Annotated in this window: 9 protein-coding genes; 1 reads left to right on the forward strand and 8 read right to left on the reverse strand. The window is 42.5% G+C overall.

Translation table 11 applies throughout. From position 1 onward, the window contains the following. Nucleotides 1-3: 3 nt before the first annotated feature. From ACILP5_RS06390 to ACILP5_RS06425, 8 genes are read right to left on the reverse strand one after another with little or no spacing between them, the layout of a single operon-like run. Nucleotides 4-2,217, reverse strand: a complete 2,214-nt coding sequence (locus ACILP5_RS06390; RefSeq protein WP_395617823.1) for a fibrinogen-like YCDxxxxGGGW domain-containing protein — start codon at nt 2,215-2,217, stop codon at nt 4-6. Next, nucleotides 2,217-2,810 carry a hypothetical protein gene (locus ACILP5_RS06395; RefSeq protein WP_395617824.1) on the reverse strand — a complete coding sequence of 198 codons (594 nt, stop codon included), beginning with the start codon at nt 2,808-2,810 and terminating at the stop codon, nt 2,217-2,219. The genes ACILP5_RS06390 and ACILP5_RS06395 overlap by 1 nt, the downstream gene beginning before the upstream one ends. Then, complete coding sequence (locus ACILP5_RS06400) at nt 2,807-4,261, reverse strand: tail fiber domain-containing protein (protein ID WP_395617825.1); 1,455 nt, start codon at nt 4,259-4,261, stop codon at nt 2,807-2,809. Before ACILP5_RS06400 ends, ACILP5_RS06395 begins: the two co-directional genes overlap by 4 nt. A gap of 2 nt (nt 4,262-4,263) precedes the next feature. Next, nucleotides 4,264-5,607 carry a discoidin domain-containing protein gene (locus tag ACILP5_RS06405; protein WP_395617826.1) on the reverse strand — a complete coding sequence of 448 codons (1,344 nt, stop codon included), beginning with the start codon at nt 5,605-5,607 and terminating at the stop codon, nt 4,264-4,266. After that, nucleotides 5,604-6,641 (reverse strand): tail fiber domain-containing protein, encoded by a 1,038-nt coding sequence (locus ACILP5_RS06410; RefSeq protein WP_395617827.1) that lies wholly within the window; start codon nt 6,639-6,641, stop codon nt 5,604-5,606. The genes ACILP5_RS06405 and ACILP5_RS06410 overlap by 4 nt, the downstream gene beginning before the upstream one ends. Before the next feature lies 1 nt (nt 6,642). Further along, nucleotides 6,643-6,921 carry a hypothetical protein gene (locus ACILP5_RS06415; RefSeq protein ID WP_395617828.1) on the reverse strand — a complete coding sequence of 93 codons (279 nt, stop codon included), beginning with the start codon at nt 6,919-6,921 and terminating at the stop codon, nt 6,643-6,645. Nucleotides 6,922-6,953: 32 nt separating this feature from the next. Continuing rightward, the gene (locus ACILP5_RS06420; RefSeq protein ID WP_395617829.1) at nt 6,954-15,692 is read right to left on the reverse strand and encodes a hypothetical protein; all 8,739 of its coding nucleotides are present in this window, start codon (nt 15,690-15,692) and stop codon (nt 6,954-6,956) included. Nucleotides 15,693-15,702: 10 nt separating this feature from the next. Beyond that, a complete protein-coding gene (locus tag ACILP5_RS06425; RefSeq protein ID WP_395617830.1) occupies nt 15,703-16,299 on the reverse strand; it encodes a hypothetical protein in 597 nt (198 codons plus the stop codon). Nucleotides 16,300-16,504: 205 nt separating this feature from the next. Here ACILP5_RS06425 and ACILP5_RS06430 point away from each other — a divergent pair, with 205 nt between their 5' ends. After that, nucleotides 16,505-17,656, forward strand: a complete 1,152-nt coding sequence (locus ACILP5_RS06430) for a helix-turn-helix domain-containing protein (RefSeq protein WP_395617831.1) — start codon at nt 16,505-16,507, stop codon at nt 17,654-17,656. The last annotated feature ends 7 nt before the right edge of the window (nt 17,657-17,663 follow it).

A 17,663-nucleotide genomic window follows, 5' to 3' on the forward strand; every position in this document is an offset into this window, starting at 1 on the left:
AATTTAACGAACCCAATACCAAATGATACCGGGGTTTTGATTCGTAGAAGTACCACCAGAAGCATCTGAAAGCCAAGGTGATGGTGAATAGTATTGATTGTTTGATACCATGGTACCCCACCAGTTACCAGTACCACTTGACAAAGTGATGTAACCTGTTCCGGAACCTGTTGTATTACTATACCATGGCATTCTTTGTGAAATACCATTGTTTGCTGTGTTGTAATTCCAGTTACCAAATTTAGTATTAATTGTAACGTCTGTTTGGCTATTGTCTGTTTTTACAAAACTATAATTGCCATTTGCCGTCCAAATACCTCCAAAACTTCGCCTCGATCCTGCGTCTATCATGTATTGAAATCCTGTCGAACTTCGCTTGATGAAATCTGCCCAAGCAATAATCGAATAGCTGGCAGTAGATGTACTTGTTACTTCTGCCGTAGATATGAAAGGTATATTGTTATTATAATTGATTGAGTTTGCATAGGTCCAAACCGAGTTGGAAGAGTTCTTGAGAATCAAGGTCCAACCACCTCCTTCTGTGGTCATATCTGCATAAATCTTCACGGGGTTGCCACCGTTGATGTTGGCATTTCTTATCCAATAAAAACCATCCGTTGAACTCGGATAATCTTGCTTAATTTGATAAGCGCTTGATGAGGCTGTGGCCGGACTTAATCCATCGCCCTCAGCATAATACTTTGACTGATATGCGCGGTAGTTATTGGTGATTTCTTGTGCACTTAATTCTCGATTATATATTTTAAAACTAGCTACATTTAAATTCATTAACCAAGTTAAACCAAATCGCCAGCTGGAAATTCTTCCGGCACCAGAATTAAATGTTGCGTTAGTTGAATTAAACGAGTTAAGTATTTGCGTTAATGCTTGACTTTCGCCATTCACATATATTTTGTTGTTTGTCTTTGATCCGGAATACATCACAAAAACCAAATGCCTCCAGGCTCCTTCAATTCCTAGTTCTCTTACTTTTGAACTTGTCATTCCATACTGATCACTATTTGCCGTATTAAATCCAATACTACCGTCAATGACTAAAGCGTCGTATATATTAAAGCCAAAATACATGCCATTTGCAATTGAATTCGTTCTCACCCACATGTCCACAGTAACTACATTGGTATTCCCAATATTGGCATTAAAATCAGCATAGCTAGATGTTCCATTAAATGCAATGGAACCACCGCTAGCTGCATTATATGTTGTGGATGTTAAAGTTACATGCGAGCCATTGCCCGACAAATCATTCCATGTTGTTCCAGAGCCAGGGTAACTTGCCGGATTTCCTGCATCCAAATGCAACACCAATCCTGAATTTGAAAAACAAGTAATCGAAACGGATCCATTACCCGTATTATTCATTGGCCCGTATGAGTTTAAATTGGTTGATGATTTGGTGGCACCACCAGCGCCTCCACCACAAGCCGCACCACCACCGGCACCGGCACCACCACCATAAAAACCAGCACCTCCTCCGCCACCGCCATTCCATGTACTCACCCCTCCAGTAGTTCCACCTACACCACCGCTAATATCGCTACCATTTCCACCTCTCGTTCCTGGTTGAACATCAAAGGGTTCTCCTCCTAAGCCAGCGGCTGAATTAGTGGCTGCATAGCCAAATTGAGATCGGCCATTTACAACATAAGGTGCAGGGTTTTCTTCTTTTCCATTACTCGAGCTCCCCGTTATGTTATTTCCGGCATTCCCTCCTGTAAAATTTGTACCTGTCGCATTTCCCGAACCACCACCGCCTCCACCGGCAACAATTAGTGCATTCGCTACAGCTGGAGAGGAGCTAGTGAATACCCCCGATAATCCTCCCCCGGCACCTCCATAGTACGTTCCTGAACCACCATTTCCACCAAACCCGTAGGCAGCTGTCGCCGATTGACCTGGAAATCCGCCCACTACGATGTATAATGTTTGGCCTGGGGTTACATTTAAGGTTGTGGTAATGTTTGCGCCAGCTCCGCCTGCTTGTCCACGAGCACCTGTCCCGCCTTTGGCCCCTATCGCATTCACCTGAATCGAAGTCACGCGGTTAGGAACGATAAAGATTTGCATCTCTCCCTTGTACGTAAAATTATAGGTATTGGGTACGACTGGCTTGCGCAGTGCAAGGTTATTCACCATCAATTGCGCTTGCAGAGAAAAGGAACATAAAACACAAAATAGAGCCAGAACCTTTTTCATTAGTTAATGGTATCTCCAAAAACATAGCCTAATGTAGAAGAACTCATCACCAAGCCTACGGCACTATTTGCGGCGCGACTCGTTAAACCATTAGCTGAGTTCAATGTGACACCGGAACCCCCTAACAGAATTACTGCTCCTGCCCCAGTTTGTATAAATTGGCAGGCAAAGCCTATAGGCAAACCAGATGGCACTGTTACTGTCACGGAAGTCGAAGAATTGATTAAAAACAATTTGTTATTATCGGCTGCAACTATTGAAAAGCTGGAGGTTTTACTAGCATCTACTATTAAGCCATTCGAGATTTGAATCCAAGCTGTCCCATTCCAAAAATAATAACCAGGCACCACGTTATTTGGGACCGTTCCAGCGGTGGCGGTATTATAAATTAACAAGCCCGCAGCAGCAGACGATGTCCCTGTGATAGGAGTGAAGACATTAGCTGCTGTAAGTGCAACACGAGGAGGCAAAAAGCCGCGATCGGTGGCAGTCACGTCTAGCTTCGCCGAAGCATTAGGCGTGGTGGTCCCAATGCCGGTTTGGGCCTGGCCATAAAACGTAATCAATAAGAAAAGGACAATTAGTCTTTTCATTTCTTCTTTTCAAGTTTTAATAAACGGCGCTGGATCATCAATAGTGTTTTCTCTAGAGCTTCTTTCTCTTTTTTTAATTGGTTGATTTTTTTATCCTGCTCTTGAATTGCCTTGACTAAAACGGGGGTGATTTTACCATAATCCACTCCTTGGGGGACCATTTTGCCATTCTCATCTATGGCATCTTTTAATCCACTAACCGCATAAGGTAAAATCTCTTGCAGTTCATGCGCCATTACGCCATGCATTCGAGAGTTATTCGCTTTCCAAGAAAAATCGTACGTTCTAATTTTGTTTACAAGGTCAATTCCACTGTAATTTCTCAAATCCGTTTTTAAACGATAATCTGAAGAAGTATTAAAACTAACTCCAGAACCATTGTTTGCAGCTATGATTGAACCTATGTTATTTCCTTGTTTTTGAAAATACATAAACTCATGATAGTTAAAAGTCCAGTTTTGATCTGTATTGGCATTAAGAATTACCAACCCATTATTATCACTCGTCGTACTTTCTAGGTAAACCGATGTATTATCAGATGATTGCACTTGCAAACTTCTACCGGGCGAAGATGTCCCTATTCCAAATTTGCCATCAGAAGTAAGTGTAAGGGCTGGCGTATTTACATTATTTAGACTCCAGTTTGTATGAAACTTTAATTTATCCCCATCTGCATTATCGATCCCCACCGAATATCCCCTGACTCCATTTATATCAAAAGATAAATAGGGGTTACCTCCTCCACTTCCATTCGTTCGTAAAGTTAAAATGGAATGAGCGGTGTTAGACGCTGTATTTGAATTGTAGATATAAATACTTGGCAAAACATTGTTTCCAGGATCCCCTGTGCCCATACTATTACTATTTTGAAGATGTAAAAGTGTTAATGGGTCTGGCAAACCTATTCCAATTTTCCCATTCTCTAGAATAGAAATCCCATTTGTTTCACTTGCCCCATTAAATATTCTAAATCTAGCATTCGCAGATGAAGAACCATATTGATCAATGGTCCAATCTACCGTGCTCCCAATCAATGATCTTTTAAATACTATTTGTCCACCTTCGTATTGAGTAGTAGTAGGATTTAAAAGAATTTCACCCCCAATCGTTCCCGCCGCGTTCCCCACCGTTAAAGTGGAAGATGGAGCAGAAGTTCCTATTCCTACCTTTCCGCCGATCGGGTTAAAGGCTAAATCATATAAGGTGGCGTAATTTGATCTTGATCTTGCCTGTAACCAGGAATAAGTAGAGGTAGAACTTAGGCCAAAGTCTAAAATGTGAGATCCCGAACTAGGTCCTAATCGTAAGTTCCCGTTGGCCGCAGTTCCCGAAGTAGCTGGGTCTGCGGCAGTAGTCACCACCTCCAGTTTGTTCACAGGTGAAGTCGTCCCGATACCTGTTTGGGAAAACGCACCAAAAGAAATCAACAAGAAGAAGACTATTTTTTTCATTTTTATCTAATCCAAATTTGATGGTAGGTATTATATGCAAAATTCCCCGGAAAATCATCTACTTCCCATCTACTACCTCCTCCTTTAATACCCCAGTGATATGTTCCAATCAACCAAAATGGAAACTCAGTCATTGAACTATTTCCTTGGTCGGTAAAATAATGAGCGGTAGAATTAGGCAAATACGCCGTATGCCCAGTTAATGCAGTATAACTAGAAGCAATACCAGACATACTACCTGTTCCGGTCTTAAAATAGCTAATGGTATTCGCATGGGAAGTTTTGAAATTTATAACCCGATTATGAAAGGATGTTTTTCCATAGAAACGCAATTCGGTAAAAGTAAAACTATTCAAATAACTCGATGATGCGTGCCCCCAAGTAGTACTAGATCCAGACTCATCTGTCCCTAAAGAGGTGGATCCTATTATCGGTAGCGAGTTCGTCTTAACTACTAGGGCTGGGTTCGTATTTCCTGCATGTAAATAATTTAAGACGAGCGTCCAACCGCCACCATCCGTCGTCATGTCACACTGGCAAGTGGTACTGGGTTGAGATCCAGTTATACCATCAGGATCAATGGTATATAATCCTGAAACTGCACTCGAATTTGCCGCTAAAATTTCTTTACAGGATTTAAAAACTTGCTCACGCATTAAAACCCCTAAACGCATAGATGCAAAATTCAATACGCCAATAGGAGTAACTCGAACATACCTTGCAAACATAACTTTAGGAAAATTATTATACACTTTCGTACTTCTATCTGAATTAAGAGCAACGTTTGAAAATACTGTCACCCAATTAGTATTGTCAGGGCTCGTTTCCACCTTGGCACTAGTGACCCATTGATCAGTATTCGCGCGTCCTTGAGTCACAATTCCTTGTACCCACCGAATGCTTTGTAGGTCGTATTGCAAGTAATCTGTCAAACTATTAGCAGTACTGGCAGACCAGCCTTGACCTGAATCAATCCAAGGTGTATAATGAGTTACTCCGAATGCATCGTTTAAATACCTAGTCGAAGCCGACCAATTCGCTTGCAAGTTTAAAGATTCGCTGGGTGGGCTTGCATTTAGGCTGGTGGAAGGAATCCATTTACTAGTAGAGCTAGATAATACCAATTTACCCGTTCCAGTAAACGTAATTTTATTTGCATAGACATTGTTTCCTGTTGGTATGGTCACTGTATGTCCATCTAAAATATTCGCTGTCCCGGTTAAGTTACTGGGACTCGTCCAAATTCCTGCGTTCGTAAAAATTCCTGACCCCGCACTATTTGTAGAGGTCTGTCCTTTTATCACACCCGTGAAAACTAACAATATAAACAGGAACCCATTTTTCATTTCCTCTTTTTACGTTGTTTTTTCAACTCTGCTTTCAAACTATCAATCTGCTTTTGTTGATCTTTTATCGCCTCCACTAAAAGGGCAACGATTTTATCGTATTGAACAGACTTATAGCCTTCAGCATTCTTCTCTGTTTGGACAACTTCTGGAAGCACTTTCTCTACTTCTTGAGCGATGAAACCTAATGAACGATTTTCGCTAAAGCTGCGAGCTGGAAACTCAGTAGTCTTCCAATCAAAATTTACCCCACGCAAAGCCAATACTTTTTGCAAAGGGTTAACAATAGGAGTAACATTTGTCTTAAACCTGGCATCCGAAGAACCCGCAATAGAATTCGCGATGATATCTCCCGAAACTTGCAAACGCACAGTAGGGGCCGAAGTTCCTATCCCCACATTACCTACATTATCAATGCGCAATCTCTCTGTACCCGCCGTGCGCATGACAATATTATTCAACATGTCTGCCACATTAGAATAACCCGATAAATCAATAGATGATTGCGTGCCAGCGCTAGAACCCCCTCCTGCAGAAAGTCGTAAAAACCCATCATCTGCACCATCCGCTTGTGTAGCGCCTCCGCCGCCTCCCGTACCTCTAATCTCATAATTGCCAATAGTGGACGTGTTAAGTGCTGGTCTAGCCGTACTGTTATTGCTAAATCCAGTAAAAATTCGAATTCCTCCGCCCACTAAATTCAGCTTAGCGGTAGGGTTAGTCGTTCCTATTCCCACATTCCCTCCTATTGGATTTAAGATCAAATTATAGGTCGTCCCGTAAGCGGATCTTGATCTTGCCTGTAACCAAGAATAAGTAGAGGTAGAGCTAAGGCCAAAGTCTAGCACATGCACATTCGTACTTGTGGCTCCTAGCCGTAGGTTTCCATTAGCCAAAGATCCGGAAGAGGCAGGATCTGCCGTAGTGGTAACTACTTCGAACTTATTTATAGGCGCAGTCGTCCCTATACCCGTTTGGGCATACAGTCCAGTCGTGAACAGCAGGAAAAACAGACCCAGAAACCTTGAACGCATATTACTTTTTCTTGGTTGGTGCCGCTACTGGTGCCGGTGCCGCCACTACGCTATCTAAACGTGCGGTGCGCGCCATGTCTTTTTGCAAACTGTCGATCGATGAAATGATGAATTTCACCTGAGAGTGTGGCAAGTTGCTTTGGTCTGCGATCGCTTTGATCGAGTTCAAATTATTCCAGTGGTAATTCACCGTGGGTTCCGCGATGCGCATCGAGATGAATTTATCAGCGGCGAAAGAGAATAAGGCCAAAGCCCCAGCAAGCATTAATACTTTTTTCATTTTATGTTGTGTTTATTTTGTTCGTTATTGTTTTAGAATAAGCCTCTGAATGCCACCCATTGAGTACCATCGGAAACTAATTTAACCCAGTTATTTGCAGATTCAATTCCCAGCGTTATTGAGGTAGCTGCATTATTTCCAGTACTAGTTTCCTGGAATATTGTTTCTGAGCCAGATCTTTGAATTGTTAATGTAAATGCACTTTTATTTTTAATAATAATTTCTTTACCATCATTACCCGTTGCCGCAGGAAGTGTAAACGTAGCTGCAGCAGATGCCGTACTACCATAGAAAACATATTTATCAGTAAGCAAGATAGTATATGCCCCAGTTTTGGTTGAAGTTGTACCTCCTCCATAAGTCCAACTAGCTATACCCGCAGCATCAGATGTTAGGACTTTTCCTGCACCTGGAGATCCTCCATCAATTTCAATTTGACTTGAGATACGAACCAAACCTGCTGTACCCGTTCCATTTGCCGCACCAGGTGTTAAAATAATATTTCCCCCATTCGTATTACCCGTTGTGAAACCATCTTGAGCTTCTAAGGTAAAGTCTCTTCCATTACCCGAAGCAGCTGTTGCAGGAAAGTTTGACAAACTAGTTGACCCATAAATGACCGCTCTTGTAGTAGCAGATGTACCAATCAAAGTTGAATTTGACCCTAGTCCTGTAGTTAAAATTCCAGAACCTCCACCCGCTATAACTATTTGATTTGTCTCACCGTCCGCCGCCGGTCTTGTTTGGGTTCCAATCATAATACTGTAATTCCCTGTTGTATTACCCGAAGTATAATCTGCTCCGATATACATACCAGCTGAACCACCAATATGTATGTTATTTCCACCTGTTGTTAAACGTGAGCCACTACTACCACCAATTCCAATGTTGCTGCTTGCTGTGGTAACTGCGCCTAATGCCCCATAACCAATAGCATTATTTGAACTACCTGTCGTTGTATATCTCATAGCTTGCGAACCGATTGCGATATTACCCGTTCCTGATGTCAACGTAGTTGCAGCAATATTTCCGACTGCTACGTTATTGGTTCCGTCGGTGTTTGATTTTAATGCTTGATAACCTACAGCCACATTATTGGTACCTGAACTCGTTAAAGCTGCTCCTGCTTCAAACCCCAAAAGTGTTGTATTGTTAGCAGCACCTTTACCAACAGTCAAATCATTTACTTTTAAGTCTAAATTAAATGTTTTAGCTCCTGCAAAAGTTTGTGTTCCTGTTGTTACTATTCCACCGAAATTGGCGCTGGCAGGTTCTAAATTGAGTGTTGAACCTGAGATACTTGCCCCATTCGCATTTGCAGAACTTCCAATGGCTGCAAGTGCGGTGATTCCCGTTGGAGAAGCCCAAGAAGGAACACCACTTGCTAATGTTAGCACCTGTCCATTTGTACCTACTCCGAGTCTAGTCCCTGTTCCACTTGCGCCTCCATAAATGATATCACCAGAAGTCGTCATCGGAGATAAGGCATCAAATCCTGCAGCCTTCGTCGTTGCCCCAGTTCCTCCTTTAGCGATACTGATAGTCGTACCACTCCAAACACCTGTGGTAATTGTCCCCACACTAGTTAAACTAGAGTTGACCACATTACTAGCTAAAGTTGTTCCCGTTAATGTATTTGCATTAGCCGCAATCGTAATGTCCGCACTACCATCGAATGCTACTCCATTGATGTTTTTAGTCGCAGCTAATTTAGTAGCGGTACTTGCATTACCTGTTAGCGCCCCAGTGAATCCTGTAGACGTAACTGAAGTCAATCCTGCTACCGAAGTAACCGTACTACCCAAGGTCATCGTAGTCGACCCTAAAGTTATTGAGCTGTTCGCTAATTGAGCATTCGTAATTCCTGCTGTTGAACTTAGGTTAACAGTGGTTAAGCCTGTTGCAGAAATTGTGCCAGACGAAATCGAGATACCTGAACCAGCCGTTAATCCATCTTGTACGCCTAAGCCTGTGATGTCTGCTTTTGTGATATTCAATTTAGAGAAAGCAATCGCAGCACCGGATGCAACATCTGCATTAGAGATACTTGAATTAGTAGCTAATGTTCCCAAGCCTAAATTCGTTCTGGCAGCTGCGGCGGTAGTGGCGCCTGTTCCACCATTTGCAACTGGAAGCGCTCCTGTAACGTTGCTTGTTAAATTTACCGTGTTTAATAAATCAATCCACTTACTTGCACTTGCTCCCGTAGAATAATTCACATTGAATTTTAAATCATTACCAGAGAAGTTCATTAAACCAATCGAAGATAAATTTGAACTCGCATTATAAGAAGTATTTGCTTGACTAGTATAATAAGTGCCTCCTGAATAATTATTAGAGCCATAGGTCCCTACATAAATAATATTTGTAGAACTAATACCATATACAACAAAGGTATACGTTGCATTAGCGGTAGTTAAATAGGAACTTGGCAATGTAAATGTTTCCATGTTAGAATCTGAAGTAGAACTAATATCCTTAGACACCGACGCTACCTCATTCGTCAAACCATTACTTGGATCACTATCATTAAATACTTTAACAATAACAGTGGCTGGGCTACTATTTACATAAGTGTTTAATGAAATAGATGTTAAATTAACCGCTGATGCAGTTGTGAATGTTTGAACATACACATTTTGCTGAGTTGCACTAGAATAGGTTGGTTGACCATAAGTAGCCACACCAGTACTGTTGCTTATAGAATTTGTTACAACGGTAGCATTATCAGGAACAGAAGCTTGAATATTTCCTGAAGTAGAATTGAAAATCAATGCTCCATTTGAGAACGTTCCTGCATCTCTATTCGTTGTGGTATAAGATGGCGCTAATAATGAAGAAGTAAATCCAATATTTCCAGATCCATCTGTTTTTAAATATTGTCCTGCTGTACCATCAGAAGTAGGATAACTCAAGCCAGCGGCTTTAAATGATCCATTAACATCTAATTTAGCAGTGGGTGTATTAGTTCCTACACCTAATCTCGTATTAGTGTTATCCCAAAATAAATTAGACGATACCCCTAATGCACTAGTTCCATTTCCAAACGGAATTTGACCAGAAGTTAAAGAGGTTAAACCCGTACCCCCTTTTGTAACTGCAATAGTGGTCCCACTCCAAGTTCCTGTCGTAATTGTACCAACCGTATTTAAGTTTGTTAATGATGTTAATGTTGTATTTGTTGTTGCAGTTATATTACCAGCAGTTGTTGCTGTGGTTGCATTTCCTAAAAAGTTTGGCGCTGTTATATCGTTATTAAATGTTTTTGCACCAGCGATAGTTTGTGCACCAGTAGAAACTAAACCAGGATTACTCGCATCTGCAGCAGTTAATGTTAAGGTTGTTCCGCTGATGGTTCCTCCGTTCGAAGATCCCGTAGTCGAATACGCTAATGTAGATACGCCGGCCGTAATTCCCACGTTTCCAGCATAAGTTAACCGCCCTTTGCTGTCTACGGTAAATGTCGGGATGGCAGTAGATGAACCGTAAGTTCCAGAAGTAACACCTGAAGCGGCTAAGGTAGTAGCAAAACTTCCGTTTCCAGCTCCTGTCACATCACCAGTTAAGGTCGTAGTATAGTTCGCAGCCATTACATCTGTGCCTATCACTAAGCCTAAATTTGTTCTGGCTCCCGCGGCGTTAGTGGCGCCTGTTCCACCTTTGGCAATATCAATCTCAGTTCCCCTCCACGTTCCTGTAGTAATCGTTCCCACCGTCGCTAAATTAGCTAAGGAAGTTAAAGTAGTATTAGACGTTGCTGTAATATTTCCGGCAGTCGTTGCTGTGGTAGCATTTCCTAAAAAATTAGGTGCCGTGATATCAGTACTGAATGTCTTCGCACCCGCAATTGTCTGCGTTCCCGTCGAAATTAATCCCGGATTACTTGCATCTGCAGCGGTTAAAGTTAAGGTCGTTCCACTGATGGTTCCACCATTTGAAGCTCCCGTAGTCGAATATGCTAAAGTCGAAACGCCGGCTGTAATTCCTACCGTGCTTGCAGCGGTTAATCGACCTTTGCTGTCTACTGTGAAAGTAGGGATGGCAGTGGAAGAGCCATAAGTGCCTGCAGTTACCGTAGTATTAGTGAGGGTGGCAGATCCGGTTACATTGGATGTTCCATCGAACGCTCCACTCGTGTAGGTCACATCCCCCGTTGTAGAGATGGTGCGGCCGGTTGCTAAGGCTGTTGCTGTACTAGCATTGCCAGTTAGCGGCCCCGTAAATCCAGTTGCACTGATCGTACCACTGGTCACCACACTCGTCACGTTCGCATTACCTAACTGAATTCGATTACTTGCGCTTACAACTGCCCCATTACCTATGGCCGTTGCATTCGTTAAAGCTGACGCTGCTACATCCGCCTGATGGCCGATTGCGGTGTTATTAGAGCCAGTTGTATTAGAGAAAAGGGCTTTATTACCTACTGCAGTATTATTACTACCTGATGTATTGGTATATAAGGCCGTGTTTCCCAAACCTGTATTTAACGATCCACTGACATTCGCCGCTAACGAATTCGAGCCGACTGCCGTATTATAGCCACCATTTGTAGAGGCCGTTAATGCCGCAAATCCGACCGCCGTATTTGCATCTGCATTGTTATTTGAGCTCAAGGCAGTACTACCGACCGCCGTGTTATAATTAGAAAATGTATTCGCCTTTAATGCCTCGAAACCAACAGCTACCGTATTAAAACCAGTGGTATTATTCGTCATGGCTGTTCTTCCTAATACCGCATTACTTGCTTGTGATCCCGGACCGACACCGACCGTAATTCCACTAATTGTCGCATCAGAGCTGAAGGTCTTCGCGCCTCCAAAAGTTTGCGCACCTATCGATACTAAACCCGGATTCGTTCCATTCGCCGCGGCTAATGTTAAAGTCGTTCCACTAATCGTTCCACCATTTGCAGCCGCTGTTGTTGAATACGCTAGCGTTGAAACGCCACTAACAGGCAGTGCAGAAGAAACCCAATTTGTTCCATCTGAAGTTAAGACATTTCCTGAAGCGCCAGGGCTAGTTAATCCAGTTCCCCCTTTAGCTGCACTAATGGCAGTACCACTCCAGATACCCGAGCTAATTGTTCCTAAAGTCCAACCCGTTGTTCCATCATGTTGCGCACGAATATTACCTGCGCCATCAGCTAAAATTACGTTATTAGATAAAGTAGGAGCAAGACCAAAAATCTTCGATCCTATGATCGTATTATTACTTCCTGTTGTGATTCCAAGTCCAATTTGTATGGCTCCTGAAGTCTGAGAATAGGTTTGAGATCCCACAATGGTGTTATTACTACCAGTTGTCATTCCAAATCCAGAAAGATGGCCAACCATTACGTTATCTCTTCCTGTTGTCAATCTTACACCTGAACTTGCTCCAATGCCCACGTTATTGCTTTCCGTCGAATTAACTAGTGCATCTGCTCCTACAGCAGTATTGAACCTAGATGTTAGCGCATAATACAGAGCGTTATTTCCTACAGCAGTATTATTACCTCCATTTGTTAGGCTTCTAAGTGCGTTATTTCCTACACCCGTGTTATATGTATATTGCCATGAGGTAGGAGCATAGCTAGCTAAAACTCCAAATCCAACGGCTGTATTTTCTGTATAAGTTGGCATTCCTGGTCTACCCAGATTCATTCCATTTACCTTAATATCCGTCCCAAAAATCGTCGTATTCGTAAACGTCTTCGCTCCCGCAAATGTCTGTGCCCCAGTCGTCACAATACCGCCATTCGAAGCATCAGCCGGAGTTAAAATCAATTCTGTAGTTCCGCTAATCGTCGCACCTCTCGCATTTGAAGTTCCAGAAATAGCTCCAATAGAACTTAATCCTGCATTTGCCGCAACAATCGAATTCTTAACGTATTCTGTCGTAGCCACTTTCGTCGAATTATCACTCGTCGCCGGAGTAGGCGCCGTAGGAGTTCCAGTAAATGCCGGTGAAGCTAGAGGTGCCTTTAAAGCTAAATTCGTATTAATTGTAGCAATGTCCGTAGAGTTCGCGGTAATACTCGCTGTATTTGCCGCTATCGAATTTGTGTTTGCCGTAATACTCGCCGTGTTCGCATTCACACTATTCGTCAATGTTAACTCAGCCGCTCGAGCTGTCGTTGCCTCGGAAGTGATAGCAGTTGCATTCGTAGCGATAGAGGTGGTATTCGCTGCAATCGCCGTTTCATTCGCTGTAATACTCGCCGTATTAGCCGCCACATTCGTGTTCAGCGTTGCGATGCTATTTTCACTCGCTGTGATGCTCACCGTATTCGCTGCCACATTCGTGTTCAATGTTGCGATGCTATTTCCATTCGCTGTGATACTAGCCGTATTCGCTGCCACATTAGTAGGCAATGCAGCTATCGCACTAGCGCTCACACCACCCACGGAATTCACGGTCGTTGCAAAAGATCCATTTCCGGAACCTGCAACGTCGCCCGTTAAGGTTGTGGTGAAATTCGCAGCCATCACATCGGTGCCTATCACTAAGCCTAAATTCGTTCTGGCATCTGCCGGATTAGCAGCGCCTGTTCCTCCTTTTAAAACCGCCAGCGTACCATTGATTTTCGCGGAAGTAATACTATTATCTGCCACTCCTGCATTCGCACTTTGTTGATCTACATAGTCCTTAATTGCCTTAAACGAAGGGAATTTCGTAGTAGAATTTCCGTCCAAAAGAATGTTATTACTCTTATTGTCAGTCGGTTCTGCACCTAATGCGACAAGGGCACCAGTCGCCGTAGAAGTACCCGTACCACCATTGGCAATCGAAACAATTCCCGTTACGTTTGCGGCATTACCGGTAATATTTCCAGACGGAGTCGCATAATCTACGCCCGCCGTTAAAGCCGTTTGCTTATTATTAAAAGTCGTGAAATCGGCGGCTGACAAGTATCCCGCTGAGGTAGCTGAAGCAGCAGTCATCGATAAAACTCCCGTAGATGCATTAAAACTTAATGGGGCCACTGCGCTAAGCGCGTTACGAACTCGAGCATCTGTGTAGTACTTATTTGTGTTGCCTTCTGGGATTTCATTTGTGGTCAAATTCACGCTAGGACCCACAATTCCGTTGATAGTAGAAACGTCGGTAGACGCAGCTAGTTGAATCCAGTTTGATAAAGTCGTAGCTGGTAAAGCACTTAGAACGTAGTTAATATTTTGGTCAGATCTAATGGCAATACTTCCCACTTGTGCTCCTTGAATTGCGGTCATGGTCGCATCGGAATTGACTACAGAAACGCTTTGGAAAGAAATCGCCGGGATTTGTGTAGATGGTATCTTACCGTTCACACCTAATGTGGCTACTCCATTATTCGCGCCTTTTTCAGTTGCTGCAACAAAATCAGTAGCTGCACTATTCGCCGCAGTGCCAAAAGTTCTTTGGGCTAACACATCCGTACCGATCACTAAACCTAAATTTGTTCTAGCATCTGCCGCCGTCGTTGCTCCAGTTCCTCCCTTGGCTATAGCCACTGTTCCGGATAAAGAAGCCGCATCAGCTGCAATAGTGATGTCAGCAGACCCGTCGAATGGAACGCCATTAATATTTTTAGGCACAGCTAACTTGGTAGCCGTTGCTGCATTCCCAGAAGTACTTTGATTGAAGGTGGGGAAGTTGGTTAGATTAGCTGCACTACCGTTTGGACGAAGATAATCAGTCCCAGCTGTCAAAGGTGCTTGCACATCTGTCCCTATCACTAAGCCTAAATTGGTTCTTGCTGCAGCCGCAGTAGTGGCTCCGGTACCGCCGTTAGCAACTGCGATTGTTCCGGTTACATTAGCCGCATTTCCTGAAATATTTCCTGTCACTTTCGATCCTGAAACAGTTGCAATTTTAGCATCGATAATTGCGCCGTCGGCAATTTTAGAAGTAGTCACAGCACCCGCCGCAATAGTAGGCGCACCTGCATTTCCTGTTAAATCTCCCGCTAATTGCACTAAACCTTTCACCGTAGCACTCGCATCGGGTGGCGTTACTCCCACCGGTATTGTGATGTTTGTTGTACCATCGAACGGCACACCATTGATCGTACGCGGGGTTTCTAATGACTTTGCTTTGTCCGCTAATCGCGCACTGTTTGCTGAAGCAGAATTTCGGCTATCAATATAGTCCTTAATCGCCTTCACAGAAGGATATTTCACGCTGGACGCTGAGTCCGCGATGATATTAGTTGATTTATTTGAGAGAGATTCTTTGGTATCTAATATGGCCAAAGTCGCCGTAGACACCGGCTTGCTCAAATCAGAGGTATTGTCCACTTTGTCTAATCCTAAATTTGCACGAGCTGCCGTCGAAGTTATTGCCCCAGTACCTCCAGAGCTGATAGGTAAAACTCCTGATAATTTATTAGCAGTCTCAGAGTAAAGCGAGTAAGGGACATGGTTCAATTTTTGATTCCCCACTTCAACGTACTTTGATCCCTTATCAAAACTGACATTCGTCACAATATTTTTCGTATTTCCTTCCCAGCTAAGCGAGGCAAAAGTGCCGCCTTTACCGGTATTAATTCCGGTACCAATGGTCAGGTTAACAAGGCCATAGTTGTCGGTTTGGGTTTTTTGGATTTCCTCATACTGAGTCACCCCATCCTGAGATATCGTGAATTTCAGCCACACTTCCTTATTCACATAAGGCTGAGCAGAAACGTCTCTCCCGGGAATCTCAATCGGATTAGGATCAATGATAACTGCCTGGTAGTTGATACCTTTATTTTGGGAATATCCCATAAATGAAGTCAACAGAAGCGAGAAAAATAGTAGTATTCTTTTCATATTAATCGAACTATTTAGACTGAATCTTTAAGCCAAAGGAGAAAGTCGTAGGAACAAAATTTAGGGTAGATGCCCCAAATTGAATGGTATCTAAATGTTGAAATTGCGTGTAAACAGAAATGCTTTGATTGACCTTTTTCTCTAGTTCCATCGAGAACCCTAAAAAAAAGCGAAGACCCGTAAACTGTGGGTCATCTGACAAATCCAAGTACTGATTTTGAAGAAATTGATTCCCATTCACCATCTTCTGAATGGAAGCGCGTCCCTTGATGGATGCTTTTAAACCGTAGGGCAAATCAATTTTAGGTCCTATGCCTCCATTCAAACCAATAAAATCAGTTTGATAAGAAAATGGAATGTTTTGCACATCCCCCACAGAATTGTATTGGCTGTAGACTAAACCAGCATCATATTGAAAATACGTTGAAAAGGGCTGCTCATAACTTAAGCTCAAATTATTCCCAGCGCCCGATCTCATGTAATCTGGGTTTTGGCCCTGAGCATTTGTAAATACGTACTTCGTGGTGTTGATACCAGCAGCTAAATTCCAAGTCTGAGCTGAAGCAGCGCTAGCTAACAGGAGAAAAAGTAGGGTAAATTTCTTCATAATACTTGTTTGGTGGGCTTTTTAAAGGGTTTGGCCCTATTTTAACAAGTAAAATTCGAATTAATAATGCGATTAGTATTAATAAGATAAAACGGATTTAGTCCAAAAAGCAGAATTTTGGACTAGTCAGAAAATGAAATTTTTTTGGACTTCCAAAAAATTTGACAAATTAAATGTGTAAAATTGCAATCATTTCATTGATTAAATGATATTATACATTTCCCTGTTCTCTATCATCACTTCCGCGATCATCGCCATCTACAATTGGCGAATCAATAGAAACGCGCTCTTACTAACCGGGATATTCGTCATTTTTTCTACGTATGGATTAACCCACTATTTTACCGTTTATTACCAGGATCCCTTTTGGACCGCTATTTTCTACGGTAACTTCTCGCCATATTGGTACCTTCCTGGCCCGTTGCTCTATCTTTACACACGAAATACCTTAACAGATAAACCCGTTTTTAGTAGCTGGAAAGATACTTTTCATTTATTGCCATTTGTGATTCAGGTGATAAATATGGCGCCTTATATTTTCAGCTCTTTCGACTATAAATTAGGAATAGCCCGACTAATTAATGCTGACATTAACAATGTTCGCACATTAGGGGCTGGATTTTTAATTTCTCCGGGAATATCGTTTGTGACACGGCCGTCTCTCATCATTATTTACGCCTGTGCGAGCATTTTCTTACTTATCAAATACCGCCAAAAAGAGCGCAAAAATTTAACCTCAAATAAGCAAAATAAACTCGTTTACAATTGGCTGCTTACCCTTATTTTAGTCACCTTATTCGTTGCTGCAAACTTTTTAGCCCTGACGATTAAATTATACGTAGCCCCCGTTAATAAAGTTGTTTTAGAATCTGTCCTTGCCTACAATATTTCTGGTATTGCGTATGCAATTTTACCCTTGGCCTTAATCGTATTTTTTCCAAAAATTCTGTACGGAATACCTATTGCCACCTTTGCAGTGAAAGCAAAAAAGACCAATTTAGTGGCTGTAGGAGATCCTTTGACAGAAACCGCAAAGGTAATCGAGGCATACATACAAAAAGAAAAACCATACCTCTATCCAGATTTTGCTTTAGAAGATATCGAAGAAGCTTTAGATATACCAAAACACCATATCACCTATTGTTTTGCCTACATTCTGAATAAAAAATTCACCGCCTACCGTTCCTGGATTCGCGTGGAGCACGCAAAAGAATTATTAAAAGGTGGATCCGCAGACAGCTTGTCCATAGACGGAATAGGCTCTCAATCAGGTTTCCCTTCCAGATCTAGTTTCTATGCTACATTCAAGGCAGAAACTGGCATGACGCCTAGTCAATTTTTGGAAAATTTAGCTTAATTTTAGC

Source organism: Aquirufa sp. (assembly GCF_044239315.1).
Classification (GTDB): Bacteria; Bacteroidota; Bacteroidia; order Cytophagales; family Spirosomataceae; genus Aquirufa.